Source organism: Mesorhizobium sp. KR2-14 (assembly GCF_040049255.1).
Classification (GTDB): Bacteria; Pseudomonadota; Alphaproteobacteria; order Rhizobiales; family Rhizobiaceae; genus Pseudaminobacter.
This window is the reverse complement of the sequence record NZ_JBDZDR010000003.1, coordinates 205,808-221,216: the sequence shown is the minus strand read 5'-3', so window position 1 is coordinate 221,216 and position 15,409 is coordinate 205,808. Positions and strand designations below refer to the sequence as shown.

General features: G+C 65.4%; 17 protein-coding genes. 9 read left to right on the top strand and 8 right to left on the bottom strand.

Annotated features, from left to right (window positions below; translation table 11 throughout):
• Positions 1 to 97 precede the first annotated feature (97 nt).
• The 6 genes from pheT to infC form a co-directional block, all read right to left on the bottom strand.
• Positions 98 to 2,503, bottom strand: a complete 2,406-nt coding sequence (pheT, locus tag ABLE86_RS10050; RefSeq protein ID WP_348778811.1) for a phenylalanine--tRNA ligase subunit beta — start codon at positions 2,501 to 2,503, stop codon at positions 98 to 100.
• Positions 2,504 to 2,525: 22 nt separating this feature from the next.
• On the bottom strand, positions 2,526 to 3,611 hold the full coding sequence (gene pheS / locus ABLE86_RS10045) for a phenylalanine--tRNA ligase subunit alpha (protein ID WP_348778810.1): 1,086 nt from the start codon (positions 3,609 to 3,611) through the stop codon (positions 2,526 to 2,528).
• 147 nt (positions 3,612 to 3,758) lie between these two features.
• Positions 3,759 to 4,157, bottom strand: coding sequence for a 50S ribosomal protein L20 (gene rplT / locus ABLE86_RS10040; protein ID WP_348778809.1), 399 nt, complete (start codon positions 4,155 to 4,157; stop codon positions 3,759 to 3,761).
• Between the two features lie 32 nt (positions 4,158 to 4,189).
• Positions 4,190 to 4,393, bottom strand: a complete 204-nt coding sequence (gene rpmI, locus ABLE86_RS10035; RefSeq protein ID WP_348778808.1) for a 50S ribosomal protein L35 — start codon at positions 4,391 to 4,393, stop codon at positions 4,190 to 4,192.
• Positions 4,394 to 4,560: 167 nt separating this feature from the next.
• Positions 4,561 to 5,178: an isoprenylcysteine carboxylmethyltransferase family protein gene (locus tag ABLE86_RS10030; protein WP_348778807.1), complete on the bottom strand. Its 618-nt coding sequence runs from the start codon at positions 5,176 to 5,178 to the stop codon at positions 4,561 to 4,563.
• Positions 5,179 to 5,302: 124 nt separating this feature from the next.
• Positions 5,303 to 5,839 carry a translation initiation factor IF-3 gene (gene infC, locus ABLE86_RS10025; RefSeq protein WP_348779206.1) on the bottom strand — a complete coding sequence of 179 codons (537 nt, stop codon included), beginning with the start codon at positions 5,837 to 5,839 and terminating at the stop codon, positions 5,303 to 5,305.
• Positions 5,840 to 6,038: 199 nt separating this feature from the next.
• On the opposite strand from infC, the gene ABLE86_RS10020 reads away from it, so the two are divergent.
• From ABLE86_RS10020 to ABLE86_RS09980, 9 genes are all read left to right on the top strand, one after another.
• Positions 6,039 to 6,812 carry an alpha/beta hydrolase gene (locus ABLE86_RS10020; RefSeq protein WP_348778806.1) on the top strand — a complete coding sequence of 258 codons (774 nt, stop codon included), beginning with the start codon at positions 6,039 to 6,041 and terminating at the stop codon, positions 6,810 to 6,812.
• Between the two features lie 3 nt (positions 6,813 to 6,815).
• The gene (locus tag ABLE86_RS10015) at positions 6,816 to 7,973 is read left to right on the top strand and encodes a benzoate/H(+) symporter BenE family transporter (protein ID WP_348778805.1); all 1,158 of its coding nucleotides are present in this window, start codon (positions 6,816 to 6,818) and stop codon (positions 7,971 to 7,973) included.
• 110 nt (positions 7,974 to 8,083) lie between these two features.
• A complete protein-coding gene (locus tag ABLE86_RS10010) occupies positions 8,084 to 8,524 on the top strand; it encodes a DUF2852 domain-containing protein (protein WP_348778804.1) in 441 nt (146 codons plus the stop codon).
• A gap of 137 nt (positions 8,525 to 8,661) precedes the next feature.
• On the top strand, positions 8,662 to 9,420 hold the full coding sequence (locus ABLE86_RS10005) for a M48 family metallopeptidase (RefSeq protein ID WP_348778803.1): 759 nt from the start codon (positions 8,662 to 8,664) through the stop codon (positions 9,418 to 9,420).
• A gap of 79 nt (positions 9,421 to 9,499) precedes the next feature.
• On the top strand, positions 9,500 to 10,159 hold the full coding sequence (locus ABLE86_RS10000) for a phosphoribosylanthranilate isomerase (RefSeq protein WP_348779205.1): 660 nt from the start codon (positions 9,500 to 9,502) through the stop codon (positions 10,157 to 10,159).
• A gap of 75 nt (positions 10,160 to 10,234) precedes the next feature.
• A complete protein-coding gene (trpB, locus tag ABLE86_RS09995; RefSeq protein WP_348778802.1) occupies positions 10,235 to 11,455 on the top strand; it encodes a tryptophan synthase subunit beta in 1,221 nt (406 codons plus the stop codon).
• Between the two features lie 2 nt (positions 11,456 to 11,457).
• Positions 11,458 to 12,285, top strand: a complete 828-nt coding sequence (trpA, locus tag ABLE86_RS09990) for a tryptophan synthase subunit alpha (protein ID WP_348778801.1) — start codon at positions 11,458 to 11,460, stop codon at positions 12,283 to 12,285.
• A 36-nt stretch (positions 12,286 to 12,321) separates the two neighbouring features.
• Entirely contained in the window at positions 12,322 to 13,242 is a 921-nt protein-coding gene (gene accD / locus ABLE86_RS09985) for an acetyl-CoA carboxylase, carboxyltransferase subunit beta (protein WP_348778800.1), read from the top strand.
• Positions 13,243 to 13,296: 54 nt separating this feature from the next.
• Positions 13,297 to 14,628, top strand: a complete 1,332-nt coding sequence (locus ABLE86_RS09980) for a folylpolyglutamate synthase/dihydrofolate synthase family protein (RefSeq protein WP_348778799.1) — start codon at positions 13,297 to 13,299, stop codon at positions 14,626 to 14,628.
• 3 nt (positions 14,629 to 14,631) lie between these two features.
• Here the strand turns inward: ABLE86_RS09980 and ABLE86_RS09975 are convergent, their stop codons facing one another.
• Together ABLE86_RS09975 and trxA are read right to left on the bottom strand one after the other, a co-directional pair.
• Positions 14,632 to 14,913, bottom strand: a complete 282-nt coding sequence (locus tag ABLE86_RS09975) for a cupin domain-containing protein (protein WP_348778798.1) — start codon at positions 14,911 to 14,913, stop codon at positions 14,632 to 14,634.
• Positions 14,914 to 15,045: 132 nt separating this feature from the next.
• A complete protein-coding gene (trxA, locus tag ABLE86_RS09970) occupies positions 15,046 to 15,366 on the bottom strand; it encodes a thioredoxin (RefSeq protein ID WP_348778797.1) in 321 nt (106 codons plus the stop codon).
• Between the last annotated feature and the right edge of the window lie 43 nt (positions 15,367 to 15,409).

Sequence of the window (15,409 nt, the reverse complement as noted above, 5' to 3'; positions counted from 1 at the left end):
CTTCCGCCCGAACTGGTGGCGCGAGCCTAGCCAGCGGGGGGCCAAAAGAAAAGCCGGGCGCGAGGCCCGGCTTTGTAAAGGGGGATGTCTAAGGAGATCAGCCGCGCAGCACGCCGCCGGTCTGCTTCTTGACGTTCTCGACGATCTTGCCGGCGAGCGCCTCGAAATCCTCGTCGGTCAGCGTGCGCTCGACGGGCTGGATCGAAATCTCGATGGCGACCGACTTCTTGCCTTCGCCGAGCGAAGCGCCCTCGAACACGTCGAAGACGGAAACGCCGGTGATCAGCTTCTTGTCGGCGCCGGCGGCCGCGCGCATCAGCGTGCCGGCCTCGACCGTCTTGTCGACCACGAAGGCGAAATCGCGCTTCACAGCCTGGAAGGCCGAAAGCTCGAGCTTCGGCTTGGTGCGGGTGGGTTTTGCCTTGGGCTCGGGGATGGCGTCGATGAAGACTTCGAAGCCGGCCACGGGGCCGGAAACGTCGAGCGCCTCCAGCGTCCTCGGATGAAACTCGCCGAAGGTGCCGAGAACGGTCTTGGGCCCGAGCTTGATCACACCCGAGCGGCCGGGGTGGTACCACGAGGGCGCACCCGCCTCGATCTGCAGCCTGTCCACCGGCGCGCCGCAGGCCTCGAGTGCGGCCAGCGCATCGGCCTTGGCATCGAACACGCCGACGGCGCCGGCATTGCCGGACCAGCTGCGGCCAGCACCTTCGAGCTTCGCCGTGCCGCGGCGGACGCCGGCGGCAACGCGGCGCTGGGCTTCCGGCGTGTCGCCCTCATAGGTGCCCGAAACCTCGAACAGCGCCACATCGCCAAGACCGCGGTCAGCGTTACGCTGGGCTGCCGTGAGCAGGCCCGGCAGCAGCGAGGGACGCATGTCGGACATGTCGGCCGCGATCGGGTTGGCAAGCTTCAGCTCGGGCTTGCCGCCGCCGAACAGCTCGGCATGCTTTGCCGGGATGAACGACCAGGTGACGGCCTCCATCATGCCGCGCACGGCGAGCGCACGCCGCGCCGCGCGGCTGCGTATCTGCAGCGTGGTCAGGATCTTGCCGTTGACCGCATCGTGGCTGGAAAGCGGCTGCGGCGCGATCTCGTCGACGCCATGGATGCGCATGACTTCTTCCACCAGGTCGGCCTTGCCGTCGACATCCGGGCGCCAGGACGGCACCTCGACATCGACCACATCGCCATTGCCGAGCGGCTTGAAGCCGAGGCGCGACAGGATCGACAGGCTTTCGGCCCTGGGAACCTCGATGCCGGTCAGGCGCTTCACTTCCGAAAGCGGGAAGAAAACGACTGTCGGCTTGTGGCCGGCATAGCCGACCACTTCGGCCTCGGTGGGCTCGCCGCCGCAGAGGTCGAGCACCATGCGGGTGGCGAGTTCCAGGCCCGGAACCATGAACTCGGGGTCCACGCCGCGCTCGAAGCGGTAGCGCGCGTCCGTAATGATGCCGAGATGACGGCCGGTGCGGGCGATGTTGAGCGGCTCCCACAGCGCCGACTCGATCAGCACGTCGGTGGTGTTCTCGTCGCAGCCCGAATGCTCGCCGCCCATGACGCCTGCGATCGACTCGACGCCTTCCGCATCAGCGATCACGCACATCTCGGGCGTCAGCTCATATTCGCGCCCGTCGAGCGCCAGCACCTTCTCGCCGTCCCTGGCGCGGCGCACGGTGAGGTTGCCGGCGACCTTCTTCGCGTCGAACACATGCAGCGGCCGGCCGCGATCGAAGGTCATGTAGTTGGTGATGTCGACCAGAGCGTTGATGGGGCGCAGGCCAATGGCGATGAGCCGCTGCTGCATCCACTTCGGCGACGGCCCATTCTTCACCCCGCGCACGAGGCGCAGCGCGAAGCCCGGGCACAGTTCCGGCGCCTCGATGGTAAGCTTCACCGGCGTCGCGCCCTTGCCTGCAACCGGCTCGACCGGCGCCGTCTTCAGCGTGCCGAGGCCGGAAGCGGCGAGATCGCGAGCGATGCCGTAGACGCCCGTGGCGTCCGGCCGGTTTGGCGTCAGGTTGATCTCGATGACCGGATCGTCGAGCTTGGCGTAGGTGGCGAACGGGGTGCCTACTGGCGCATCTTCCGGCAGCTCGATGATGCCGTTGTGCTCGTCCGACAACTCAAGCTCGCGCTCGGAGCACATCATTCCGTGGCTTTCGACGCCGCGGATCTTGCCGATGGAGAGAGTGACGTCGATGCCGGGCACATAGGTGCCGGGCGCGGCGAAGGCACCGATCAGGCCGGCGCGCGCATTGGGGGCGCCGCAGACGACCTGGATAGGCGCGCCCGCGCCGGTATCGACGGAGAGCACCTGCAGCTTGTCGGCGTCCGGGTGACGCGCGGCCGTCAGCACCTTGGCGATGACGAAGGGTTTCAGGGCCGCCTTGTCATCAACGGCTTCGACTTCGAGGCCGATCGAGGTCAGGCGCTCGACGATTTCTTCGAGCGAGGCGTCGGTCTCGAGATGGTCCTTGAGCCAGGAGAGTGTGAATTTCATTTTTCTATCCCTTGCCGCTCGATCAGTTGCTCAGTCCGCCGAACAGTGTCGGCATGTCGAGCGGACGGAATCCGTAATGGGCCAGCCAGCGGACATCGGCGTCGAAGAAGGCGCGCAGGTCCGGCATGCCGTATTTCAGCATGGCGATGCGGTCGATGCCCATGCCCCAGGCAAAGCCCTGGTACTCGTCAGGATCGAGCCCGCCGGCGCGCAGCACGTTGGGGTGCACCATGCCGCAGCCGAGGATCTCCATCCAGTCGTTGCCCTCGCCGAAGCGCACTTCGCCCGGCCGCGAGCGGTCGCACTGGATGTCGACTTCCAGGCTCGGCTCGGTGAACGGGAAGAAGCTCGGGCGGAAGCGCATCTTGACCGACGGCACCTCGAAGAAGGCCTTGCAGAACTCTTCCAGCACCCACTTCATGTTGGCGACATTGGCCGTCTTGTCGATGACCAGGCCCTCGACCTGATGGAACATCGGCGAGTGGGTGGCGTCGCTATCCTGGCGGTAGGTCTTGCCGGGAATGACGATGCGGATCGGCGGCTTCTGCGTCTCCATGGTGCGGATCTGCACCGGAGAGGTGTGCGTGCGCAGCACCTTGCGCTCGCCCTTCCCATCCGGATTGAAGAAGAAGGTGTCGTGCATCTCGCGCGCCGGATGGCCTTCCGGAAAATTCAGCGCCGTGAAGTTGTAATAGTCGGTCTCGACATCCGGGCCTTCGGCAATGGCGAAGCCGAGATCGCCGAAGATCGCCGCGATTTCGTCGATGACCTGGCTGATCGGGTGGATGCGGCCGCGCTCGGCCGGCGACTGGCGCACGGGCAGCGTGACGTCGACCTTCTCGGCGGCGAGGCGCGTGGCGATAGCGGCGTCCTTCAGCTCGCTCTTGCGGGCAGCCAGCGCTTCGGTGACGCGGTTCTTCAGGCCGTTGATGACCGGGCCCATGGTCTGGCGCTCTTCCGGGCTCATGGCGCCGAGCGTCTTCAGCTTTTCGGAGATCGAGCCCTTCTTGCCCAGCGCGGCAACGCGCACGGCCTCGATCGCCTGCTCGTCGGAGGCCGCGGCTATTGCCTCGGTGATCGATCGTTCGAGTTGATCAATATCTGTCATCGTCGTCCCTTCGGCCGCTTGCGGCCCGTCATCCGAGGTGTCGTCCTGCCGGCCGTTTCATGCCGTTTTCATACGAAAAACCCGCGCCAGCCGTGCCAGCGCGGGTTTCCCAGTCAGTTGATGTCGAAGCTTGGGAAGCGCTGGTCTTTAAGCGACTGCGCTTTCAAAAGCGTTCGGCGTGGTGTTCTTCAGGTACTCCAGCGCCACCTTGGCCTTGCCGACGAGCACGGCGAACGCCTGCGGCTCGTGGATGGCCATGTCGGACAGGACCTTGCGGTCGATCTCGATGCCAGCCTTGTTGAGGCCGTCGATGAAGCGGCCGTAGGTCAGGCCGTGCTCGCGCACAGCAGCGTTGATGCGCTGGACCCAGAGGGCGCGGAAATTGCGCTTCCGGTTCTTGCGGTCGCGATAGGCGTACTGCAGCGACTTCTCAACCGCCTGCTTGGCGATACGGATGGTGTTCTTGCGGCGACCATAAAAGCCCTTGGCGGCTTTCATGACCTTCTTGTGCTTGGCGTGGCCGACAGTGCCTCGTTTTACGCGCATGTCATGATCTCCTTAAAACGCGTTAGCCGGGCTCAGAGGCCGTTCGGCAGAAAATTCTTGATGACCTTCTTGGCATCCGGCTCAGCGAGAACCATGGTGCCGCGGGCATCGCGAATGAACTTGTTGGTGCGCTTGATCATGCCGTGGCGCTTGCCGGCGGCAGCCGACAGGACCTTGCCGGTGGCGGTAATCTTGAACCGCTTCTTGGCGGCCGATTTGGTCTTCATCTTGGGCATTTTGCTTTCCTTTCTGCTGCGCTGGATTGCGCTTATTTCGCTTCGGGCCGACCAAAGCCCGAAAAGCAACAGGAACCGCCACGGCATGCCCTGCCGGACGGTTCTGGACGCGGCCTTATAGCGATGCGCCGGCCAAAGCGCAACCGCTGAATCGCGCCGCTACGGGATCAGGGCACGCGGAAAAGGACCGGCAGGATGCCGCTGTTCTGCAGATATTCGACGATCTCGAAGAACGGATAAGCCACCAGGAAAATCAGCCCGTCGGTGAAGGTGCGGTAAAGCACCTTCGGCCGCACCGAAAGCATTTCGGCATCCTTGAAGAGCCCGAAATTCGGGAGGAAGCGCGGCACCCTTTGCATATAGCGAAGATAGACATCGCCGAACGTGCTGGCGAGATATCTTTCCTCGACCAGGATGACGTAGAGGAAGCACAGATAGGTGACCACTGCAAAGACCACGGCCACGGTCACCGAACCTGCCAAGGCGCCGACCCCCGCAGCGCCAATGGCGCTGAAGACATAAAGCGGGTTGCGCGTCACCGAATAGGGCCCGGTATCGACGATCTCGGCGGCCTTGCGGCCGCCGATATAGAGCGTGCACCAGGTCCGCCCGAGGATTGCCAACAGGATGAGTCCGAAGCCCAGGGCTTCCACATACTCATGAGCCTTGCCACTGCTGGGCAGCCTCGACTGAACGAACAGAAGGCCAAGCAGGACAACCGCGATAAGGACTGCAAGCGCCAGGCGTCGGCGGTGCTGGAAACGGCTCAGATCGTGCGGAGACATTGGGACCTGTAACATGATGTGAAAAAGGGTGCGGTCTGCCGATGGCGAAGACCGCACCCTTGCGGAAAGTTCTTGCACGGCGCGCCGCCGGCGGCGGCGCAATCATCTTGGATGCCGGCTGGCCTCAGCGCGGCGCGAGCACCATCATCATCTGGCGGCCTTCGAGCTTGGGTTCCGCCTCGACCTTGGCAATGGTCGCGACTTCCTCACGGACCCGGTTCAGCAACTGCATGCCGAGTTCCATATGCGCCATTTCGCGGCCACGGAAACGCAGCGTCAGCTTGACCTTGTCACCTTCCTCGAAGAAGCGCCGCACCGCCCTCATCTTCACCTCGTAATCGTGGCTGTCGATGTTGGGACGCATCTTGATCTCCTTGATCTCGATGGTCTTCTGATGCTTGCGGGCTTCGGCCGCTTTCTTCTGGTTTGCGTATTTCAACTTGCCGAGGTCGAGAATCTTGGCGACCGGCGGCTGAGCGTTGGGGGAAATCTCAACGAGGTCGAGACCTGCCTCTTCGGCGGCCTGCAGGGCTTCGTTGATTGAAACTTCGCCGCGATTGCTTCCGTCTGCATCGATGAGCTGGACGCGGGGTACACGGATATCGCGATTGGAGCGCGGCCCGTCCTTGGTGGGTGCCGCTGCTTTGAAAGGTCTGCGAATGGTCGTTATCTCCTCAAACCGTTGACGTTCATTGCTTGTATTGCGCCTATGTTGGTACGACGCGGAGCGAGTCAATAGCACACGGAATAGAATAAATCACCTGAATCCATGATTCGTTCGCCATCACTTTCGCCGGCAGCGCGACACTTTCCGGCGGATTCAACCTGTGCCACAACAGCTACACCGACAGGACACCGAAATGACCGACACGCCACCGCACTTCCTCGACATCGACGGCACCGCCATAGCGGTGCGCCATTCGGGCGGTAGCGAACCGGGCGTGGTGTGGCTCGGCGGCTTCCGCTCCGACATGCTGGGAACCAAGGCCGAAACCCTGAACGACTGGGCGCAGCGCAGCGGCCGCGCCTTCCTGCGGCACGACTATTCCGGCCATGGCGAGTCGGGCGGCGAATTCGCCGACGGCACGATCTCGAAATGGCTCACTGAGAGCCTTGCCGTATTCCGGCACTTCACCAAGGGCCGACAGATACTGGTCGGCTCCTCCATGGGCGCGTGGATCGCGCTGCGCATGGCGCAGGAATTGCGCAAGGCCGGCGAAGGCGAGCGCGTGGCCGGGCTGGTGCTGCTTGCGCCGGCGCCCGATTTCACCAGCGAGCTCGTGGAGCCCAAGCTGAGCGAGGCCCAGAAGCGCGACCTCGCCGAAAAGGGCTTCTTCGACGTGCCCTCCGAATACTCGCCAGAAAACTACGTCTACACCCGCGCCCTGATAGAGGACGGGCGGCTGAACCGGGTGATGGACCGCCCGATCGACACGCATTGCCCGGTGCATGTGCTGCAGGGCCTCGCCGACCCGGACGTGCCCCACACCCATGCGTTGAAGCTGGTGGGCCTGCTGCCCGCCGACGACGTCACGCTCTCGCTCATCCCCGACGGCGACCACCGCCTGTCGCGGCCGCAGGACCTGGACATGCTCATCCGCGCCGTCGAAGCCGTCAGCGAGCAGTCGAGGTAGGCGATGCGGCTTTCGGTTCCCGCCTCCGCCTTCGTCGCGGCCATCGTCGGCTTCGGCGGCACGCTGGCCGTCATCATCGCGGCCGCTGAGGCGGTCGGCGCGAGCCGGGCGGAAACCGCAAGCTGGGTGACGGCGATCTGTCTCGCCATGGCGTTGGAAACCGCCTGGCTGAGCTGGCGCACCAAGATGCCGGTCATCACCGCCTGGTCGACGCCGGGGGCGGCACTGGTAGCGGCAAGCTCGGGCTTCACGATGAGCGAGGCCGTGGGTGCCTTCATCGTGGCGGCGCTGCTTTTGATCGTCACCGGCTTGTTCAAGCCGCTGACCAGGCTGATCGCCAGGATCCCGGCCTCGGTGGCATCGGGCATGCTGGCCGGCATCGTCGTCACTTTCGCCATCAATGCGGCCAAGGCCGTCCCGGTCGATCCGGTGCTGATCCTGCCGCTGGTTGCGGCCTTCTTCGTGATCCGTTTGTTCAACCCGGCGCTGTCGGTGCTGGCCGTTCTGGTGGGTGGCGGCGCGCTCGCCTTCCTGACCGGCCGTGTCGGCGGGCTGCCCACGCCGGAACTCTCGACACTGACCCTGATCACCCCGACCTTCTCCATCGCCGCCGTCATCGGGCTTGCGGTGCCGCTCTACCTCGTCACAATGGCCTCGCAGAACTTGTCCGGCCTCGCCGTGCTGCGCGCCGCCGGCTACCATCCGGAACCGGGGCCGCTGATCTCGGTGACGGGCCTGTTCTCGCTGCTCTCCGCCCCCTTCGGCGCACTGACTACCAACCTGGCGGCGATCTCGGCGGCGATCTGCACCGGGCCGGATGCCCACCCCGACCCGGCCGAGCGCTGGAAAACCGGGCCGTTCTACACGCTGGCCTATCTTGTCTTCGCGCTCTTCGGCGCCTCGCTGGTGGCGGTCTTCGCCGTGCTGCCCCAGAGCCTGATCGTGCTGGTGGCGGGCCTGGCTCTGATGGCGCCGCTGGCCAATGCGCTGACGATCGCGCTTAAGGACGAGCGCGAGCGCATGGCGGCCACCACGGCCTTCGCCGTCACCGCCTCGGGGCTGACGATATTCGGCATCGGCGCCGCCTTCTGGGGATTGGTGGCCGGGCTGACGGTACTGGCGCTGGACGCCATCAGGATCCTCGAAAAACGCACGTCCTGACGGGGGCTTGTCCGGTTTTCGCCGAAACCGTCTTGAACCGGGGTTTTGCCGTTCCCATTTCGATCTGGAGCAGCCGGCGTGGCTGCCTCGAACCGAAGGAACCGGAAAACATGAGCACGACTGCACTGATCCGCCCGGCCTGGACGCCGGCGACCATTGCCTTGATGGTGATCGGCTTCATGGTGTTCTGGCCGCTTGGCCTCGCCATGCTTGCCTATATCATCTGGGGCGACCGGCTTGACGGCTTCAAGCGCGACGTCAACCGGGCAACGGACGGCATCTTCGCCGGCTGCCGCAAGGCTTCCTACAGGGCGCATTCGGGCACCGGCAACGTGGCCTTCGACGATTGGCGCGAGAAGGAGCTGGAGCGCCTTGCCGAGGAGCGCCGCAAGCTCGACGAGACGCTGACCGAATTCGACGACTACATGCGCGAGCTGCGCCGCGCCAAGGACCAGGAAGAGTTCGACCGCTTCATGGCCAACCGCAACAGATCGAAGCCGACGGCAAGCGCTCGCGGCGGGCCCGATGCCGGCCCGAGCGACGAAGCCTGAAATCATCCCGCCCGAACTCGCGGCGCCGCCCCAGCGGCGCCGTTTTTCTTTGCTCTGACCCCATTGCGCCCCCCAAAGCCGGGGATTTTGGGCGGCACAAGCATCATGTTCGCTGCCGAATCACTTATTGTTGCCCCATGCCGTTCGGTTTCCTGAAAAAGTTGCAGCCCCCAGCGCCAAATCCGGTGCAGCAGCGCGAGCACACCGTGTCGGGCCGCACCCTGCCGTTGCGCATCGTCGAGAACGATCGCGCCACGCGGCTGACGCTGCGCATCGATGCCGGCGGGCGCGGCCTGCGCATCACCGTGCCGCCCGGCCTGGCGCGAGGCGAGGTCGACCGTTTCCTCACGCGCCACCAGGGCTGGCTGGAGCAGCGGCTGGCCAATGTGCCCGACCGGCCCCAGGTGCGCGCCGGCATCAAGGTGCCGATCCGCGGCGTGCCGCATCTGATCCTGCATGAGCCGGAAAAGCGCGGCACGACAAGGATAGGCAGCAACACCGGCGGGCCGACCCTGACCGTTCATGGCGAGGCGCAGCACCTGCCGCGCCGGGTGGCCGATTTCCTCAAGCGCGAGGCCAAGCGCGACATCGAGGCGCTGGTGGAGAAGCACTGCACGACAGTCGGCCGGCGCGCCAAGGCGATCCGCTTTCGCGACACGTCGAGCCGCTGGGGCTCCTGCACCTCGGACGGGGCCCTGTCGTTCTCCTGGCGCATCATGATGGCGCCGCCGCCGGTGATAAACTATCTCGTCGCTCACGAGGTGGCGCATTTGCGCGAGATGAACCACGGCCCGCGCTTCTGGCAGCTCTGCGAGGAACTTTGCCCCGACACCGAGCGCTGCAAGGCATGGCTAAAGCGCAACGGCACCGCCCTTCAGGCAATCGTGTTCGAATAGGGCGGCCGTTTTCGGCTTGTCTGCCGATCCGCGCACGCTTTTCCTCGACACCGCCACCATTTCGTGGCACTCCCCCCGCATGGCACTCGACATCAAAATCTGCGGCCTGAAGACGCCCGAAGCGGTGGCGGCGGTGCTGGCGGGCGGCGCCAGCCATATCGGCTTCATCTTCTTTTCCAAGAGCCCCCGCCATGTGCCCCCGCAGCAGGCGGCGCAACTGCGCCAGGCAGCGAAAGGCCACGCCAAGGCGGTGGCTGTCACGGTGGACGCCGACGATGCGACGCTGGACGAGATCGTCGCCGCGATGGCGCCCGACATGCTGCAACTCCACGGCCGCGAAACGCCCGAGCGCGTGACGGCGGTGAAGCAGCGCTACGGCCTGCCGGTGATCAAGGCCTTCGCCGTGCGCGAGGCGGCCGATCTGGCGGCGATCGAGCCCTATCGCGGCCTTGCCGACCGCTTCCTTTTCGACGCCAAGCCGCCGGCGGGCTCGGAGCTTCCGGGCGGCAATGGCGTGTCCTTCGACTGGCGGCTGCTGGCAGGCCTTGACGCTGAACTCGATTACATGCTTTCGGGTGGTCTCAACGCCGCCAATGTCGGCGACGCCATCAGGCTTGCCAATCCGCCCGCCATCGACATCTCGTCGGGTGTGGAAAGCGCGCCGGGCGTCAAGGACGTGGCGCTGATCGAGAATTTCTTCCGGGCCGTGCGGGCGGCAACCGACACCCGCGCCGCCTGACCCCATCATGGGCACGTGCGGCGGCGGAAAAGATTCCGGCAAGGCGTGCTCGAACACAGACTTAGGAGATCGGCCGTGAACCAGCCGGCAGAGCCCAATTCCTTCCGCACCGGCCCCGACGAGCAGGGCATGTTCGGGATTTTCGGCGGCCGCTTCGTGGCCGAAACCCTGATGCCGCTGATCCTCGACCTGGAACAGCACTGGGACGCGGCCAAGAACGACCCCGCCTTCCGCGAGGAGCTCAACGCGCTCTCCACCTTCTATGCCGGCCGGCCCTCGAAGCTCTATTACGCCGAAGGCCTGACAAAGCACCTCGGCGGCGCGAAGATCTATTTCAAGCGCGAGGACCTGAACCACACCGGCAGCCACAAGATCAACAACTGCCTTGGCCAGATCCTGCTCGCCAAGCGCATGGGCAAGAAGCGCATCATCGCCGAGACCGGCGCCGGCCAGCACGGCGTGGCCTCGGCGACGGTCGCGGCGCGCTTCGGCTATCCCTGCATCGTCTATATGGGCGCCACCGACGTGGAGCGGCAGAAGCCCAACGTGTTCCGCATGAAGCTGCTCGGCGCCGAAGTGCGCGCGGTCAGCTCCGGCCATGGCACGCTGAAGGATGCCATGAACGAGGCCCTGCGCGACTGGGTGACCAATGTCGAGGACACCTATTACCTTATCGGCACCGCCGCTGGCCCGCACCCCTACCCCGAGCTGGTGCGCGACTTCCAGTCGGTGATCGGCACGGAAGCGCGCGCGCAGATGCTGGAGCAGGAGGGCCGCCTGCCCGACGTCATCGTCGCCGCTGTCGGCGGCGGGTCGAACGCCATCGGCCTGTTCCACCCCTTCCTCGACGACCGCAACGTGAAGATCATCGGCGTGGAAGCCGGCGGGCGCGGCCTCGAGGGCGTCGAGCATTGCGCCTCGATGAATGCCGGCCGGCCGGGCGTGTTGCACGGCAACCGCACCTATCTGCTCCAGAACGACGACGGCCAGATCCTCGACGGCCACTCGATTTCGGCCGGCCTCGACTATCCGGGCGTCGGCCCCGAGCACAGCTGGCTGCGCGACAGCGGCCGCGTCGACTACGTGCCGATCATGGATGACGAGGCGCTGGAGGCGTTCCAGGTCACCACACGCGTCGAGGGCATCATCCCGGCGCTGGAATCGGCCCACGCCATCGCGCATGCGATGAAGATCGCGCCGACCATGGCCAAGGACCAGATCATGATCGTCAACCTTTCCGGCCGCGGCGACAAGGACGTGCACACGGTGGCCAAGATGCTGGGCATGGAGATCTGACGATGAGCAACCGCATCGCCCGCCGCTTCGACAAGCTCAAGGCCGAGGGCCGCCCCGCGCTCGTCACCTATTTCATGGGCGGCGACCCCGACTACGAAACCTCGCTTTCAATCATGAAGGCGCTTCCCAAGGCCGGCTCCGACGTGATCGAGCTCGGCATGCCGTTTTCCGACCCGATGGCCGACGGCCCGGCGATCCAGGCAGCCGGCCTGCGCTCGCTGAAGGCCGGCCAGACCTTGAAAAAGACGCTGCAGATGGCGCGCGACTTCCGCGCCGCCGGCGACAACGACACGCCGATCGTGCTGATGGGTTATTACAACCCGATCTACATCTACGGCGTCGACCGTTTCCTCGCCGATGCCATCGAAGCCGGCATCGACGGCCTGATCGTGGTCGACCTGCCGCCGGAAATGGACGAGGAGCTGTGCGTTCCGGCGCTGAAGGCCGGCGTCAACTTCATCCGCCTGGCGACCCCAACCACCGACGACCACCGCCTGCCCAAGGTGCTGCAGAACACGTCCGGCTTCGTCTACTACGTCTCGATGACGGGCATCACCGGTTCGGCGCTTGCCGACACCGACAAGGTCGCCGCCGCCGTCACCCGCATCAAGGGCCATACCGACCTGCCGATCTGCGTCGGGTTCGGCGTGAAGACTGCCGAGCAGGCCCGCTTGATCGGCGCTGCGGCTGACGGCGTCGTCGTCGGCACGGCGATCGTCAACACCGTGGCCAATGCCGCCAGCGCGACAGCCGCGGTTCAGGCCGTGTCGGCGCTGGTCGAGGACCTGGCGAGCGGCGTGCGTTCGGCCCGCCTTGCTGTCGCCCAATAACATCCCCATGTCTTTGACATCACTGGAACAGATGCCATGAACTGGATCACCAATTTCGTCCGCCCGAAGATCAACTCGATGCTGGGCCGGCGCGAGATGCCGGACAACCTCTGGATCAAGGATCCCGAGACCGGCGAAATGGTCTTCCACAAGGATCTGGAAGAAAACCAGTACGTCATTCCCTCGTCCGGCTATCACATGAAGATCGCCGCGCGCGAGCGGCTGAAGACCTTCTTCGACGACGGCGCGTTCGAGGTCATCGACAATCCGAAGGTCCCGACCGACCCGCTCAAGTTCCGCGACGAGAAGCGCTATGTCGACCGGCTGAAGGACGCCAAGGCCAAGACCGGCCTGGAGGATGCCATCCTCAACGCGCTTGGCAGCATCGAGGGGCTGCCGGTGGTCGTGACCGTTCAGGACTTCGCCTTCATGGGCGGCTCGCTGGGCATGGCCGCGGGCGACGCCATCGTCAAGGCCTTCGAGACGGCGGTCGAGAAGCGCCGGCCTCTGATCCTGTTTGCCGCATCCGGCGGCGCGCGCATGCAGGAGGGCATTTTGTCCCTGATGCAGTTGCCGCGCACGACGGTGGCCGTCGACCGGCTGAAGGAAGCCGGCCTGCCCTATATCGTGGTGCTGACCAACCCGACCACCGGCGGCGTGACCGCTTCCTACGCCATGCTGGGCGACGTGCACATTGCCGAGCCCGGCGCGCTGATCGGCTTCGCCGGCCCGCGCGTCATCGAGCAGACGATCCGCGAGAAACTGCCCGACGGTTTCCAGCGCTCCGAATATCTGATGGAGCATGGAATGGTCGACATGGTGGTTTCGCGCCTCAAGCTGAAGCAGACCATCGCGCAGCTTCTGAAGATCCTCATGAAGGTGCCCGAGCACGCGGAAGCCGGCGAAGCGGTTCCCGCCATGGCGGCCACCCGCGCCGAGGCGCGGCCGCAGGCCTGACGCGGACCACACGACGCTCAAGCCGGCTCGAGACCTTGCTCCGGGGGAGAAATCATGTCCACCCTTCTGGCCGACCGCCAAATAGAGCGCCTGATGGCGCTGCACCCGAAAGGATTCGACCTTTCGCTGGATCGCATCTCGCGCCTGCTCGAACGCCTAGGCAACCCGCAGGACAGGTTGCCGCCGGTGGTCCACATCGCCGGCACCAATGGCAAGGGCTCGACGGCGGCCTTTTCGCGCGCTTTGCTTGAGGCCGCGGGCTACCGCACCCACGTCCATACCTCGCCGCATCTGGTCAACTGGCACGAGCGCTACCGGCTGGGCGCGGAAGGTGGCGGCAAGTTCGTGGCCGACGCCGTGCTTGCCGACGCGATCGAGCGGGCGGCCGAAGCCAATCGCGGCGAGACCATCACCGTTTTCGAGATCCTCACCGCCGTCACCTTCCTTCTGTTTTCCGAACATCCCGCCGACGCGGCGGTGATCGAGGTCGGGCTGGGCGGCCGCTTCGACGCCACCAACGTGATCAAGAAACCGGCGGTTTCGGTGATCATGCCGGTTTCGCTCGACCACGAAGCCTATCTGGGCGACCGGGTGGAGCTGATCGCAGCCGAGAAGGCCGGCATCATCAAGCGCGGCTGCCCGGTGATCGTCGGCGCGCAGGAGAGCGACACCGCCCGCGAGGTGCTGGTTTCGACCGCCGAGCGGCTCGGCTGCCCGCTGGCCGTCTACGGCCAGGATTTCCTGGCGACGCAAGAGCATGGGCGCATGATCTACCAGGACCAGTCGGGCCTGATGGACCTTTCGCCGCCACGCCTGCCCGGCCGCCACCAATATGCCAATGCGGCGGCAGCGATCGCGGCGGTGAAGGCGGCCGGTTTCCGGCTCGACGAGAGCGCCGCCGACCGCGCCATGACCACGGTGAGTTGGCCCGGGCGCATGCAGCGCCTGCCGCAGGGCAAGCTGGTGGATATGGCTCCGGCCGGCGCTGAGATCTGGCTTGATGGCGGCCACAACCCGGGCGCCGGCATGGTCGTGGCAGAGGCGCTGACCGAGCAGGAAGAAAAATTCCCGCGGCCGCTCTTCCTGATCTGCGGCATGATCAACACCAAGGACCAGACCGGCTATTTCCGCGCCTTCAAGGGCATCGCGCGCCATGTTTACACGGTGCCGGTGGCCTTCAGCGACGCCAGCGTGCCGAATTCCGAACTTGCCATCCGCGCCGGCGAAGCCGGGCTTTCGGCGGAGCCGGTCAGCTCGGTCGCCAACGCGCTGATGCTGCTGCGCGACACCTGGGACGCCTCGGAGCCGGCGCCCCGCATCCTGATCAGCGGCTCGCTCTATCTCGCAGGCGCCGTGCTGGCCGAGAACGGCACGCCGCCGGTGTGATCGCTACTTCAGCTCGATCTCGATGAAGGCATATTCGCCGTCATTGGCGTTGATCACGTCGTGCTCGACGCCCTCGGAGCGGAAATAGGGCACGCCCTTCTTCATCTCGGCGAGCGCTTCGCCGTCTTTGGTCAGAAGCTTCACCTTGCCGTCCATCAGCGGCACCACGACATAGTCGTGGCCGTGGCGGTGCCAGCCGGTGCTGGCGCCCGGCGCAAAGCGCCATTCGGTTACGACGACGCGGTCATTGTCGATGAAGACGGTGGGCTTGGCGGATCCGGTCATTTTGTGCTCCCTTTCATGCATGCTCCATGAGAGCGAGGGAGCAGCCCTCTGACGAGGGCCAGCGCGCCGAAACCAGGGCACCAAAGAAAAAGCCCGGCGCGAGGCCGGGCTTCCACTGCATTCAGGCAAGGATCAGGCGGCGCCGCCGATCCAGCTCGACAGCGCGGTCTTGGGCGCAGCGCCGACCTTGATGTCGGCCACTTCGCCGCCCTTGAAGATCATCAGGGTGGGAATGGAGCGCACGCCGTACTGCGCGGCCAGCTCCGGATTCTCGTCGATGTTGAGCTTGGTGATCGTCACCTTGCCGGCGAGCTCGTTGGAGATCTCTTCCAGCGAGGGTCCGATCATCTTGCAGGGGCCGCACCATTCGGCCCAGAAGTCCACCACCACCGGACCCTCGGCGTCCAGCACAGCGGACTTGAAATTGCTCTTGTCGACCTTGACGGTGGCCATGATGAAATCCTTTCGGGTGTAAAAGTCGCGCTACATATGGTGC

Bases quoted from the DNA above. Each gene is read 5' to 3' on its own strand.
- ABLE86_RS10000 (WP_348779205.1), top strand. From the start codon at position 9,500: ATGGCACTCGACATCAAAATCTGCGGCCTGAAGACGCCCGAAGCGGTG.
- ABLE86_RS10020 (WP_348778806.1), top strand. From the start codon at position 6,039: ATGACCGACACGCCACCGCACTTCCTCGACATCGACGGCACCGCCATA.
- trpA (WP_348778801.1), top strand. From the start codon at position 11,458: ATGAGCAACCGCATCGCCCGCCGCTTCGACAAGCTCAAGGCCGAGGGC.
- pheT (WP_348778811.1), bottom strand. From the start codon at position 2,503: ATGAAATTCACACTCTCCTGGCTCAAGGACCATCTCGAGACCGACGCC.
- rplT (WP_348778809.1), bottom strand. From the start codon at position 4,157: ATGCGCGTAAAACGAGGCACTGTCGGCCACGCCAAGCACAAGAAGGTC.
- ABLE86_RS10005 (WP_348778803.1), top strand. From the start codon at position 8,662: ATGCCGTTCGGTTTCCTGAAAAAGTTGCAGCCCCCAGCGCCAAATCCG.
- ABLE86_RS09980 (WP_348778799.1), top strand. From the start codon at position 13,297: ATGTCCACCCTTCTGGCCGACCGCCAAATAGAGCGCCTGATGGCGCTG.
- ABLE86_RS10015 (WP_348778805.1), top strand. From the start codon at position 6,816: ATGCGGCTTTCGGTTCCCGCCTCCGCCTTCGTCGCGGCCATCGTCGGC.
- pheS (WP_348778810.1), bottom strand. From the start codon at position 3,611: ATGACAGATATTGATCAACTCGAACGATCGATCACCGAGGCAATAGCC.
- ABLE86_RS10010 (WP_348778804.1), top strand. From the start codon at position 8,084: ATGAGCACGACTGCACTGATCCGCCCGGCCTGGACGCCGGCGACCATT.
- trxA (WP_348778797.1), bottom strand. From the start codon at position 15,366: ATGGCCACCGTCAAGGTCGACAAGAGCAATTTCAAGTCCGCTGTGCTG.
- ABLE86_RS10030 (WP_348778807.1), bottom strand. From the start codon at position 5,178: ATGTCTCCGCACGATCTGAGCCGTTTCCAGCACCGCCGACGCCTGGCG.
- rpmI (WP_348778808.1), bottom strand. From the start codon at position 4,393: ATGCCCAAGATGAAGACCAAATCGGCCGCCAAGAAGCGGTTCAAGATT.
- accD (WP_348778800.1), top strand. From the start codon at position 12,322: ATGAACTGGATCACCAATTTCGTCCGCCCGAAGATCAACTCGATGCTG.
- ABLE86_RS09975 (WP_348778798.1), bottom strand. From the start codon at position 14,913: ATGACCGGATCCGCCAAGCCCACCGTCTTCATCGACAATGACCGCGTC.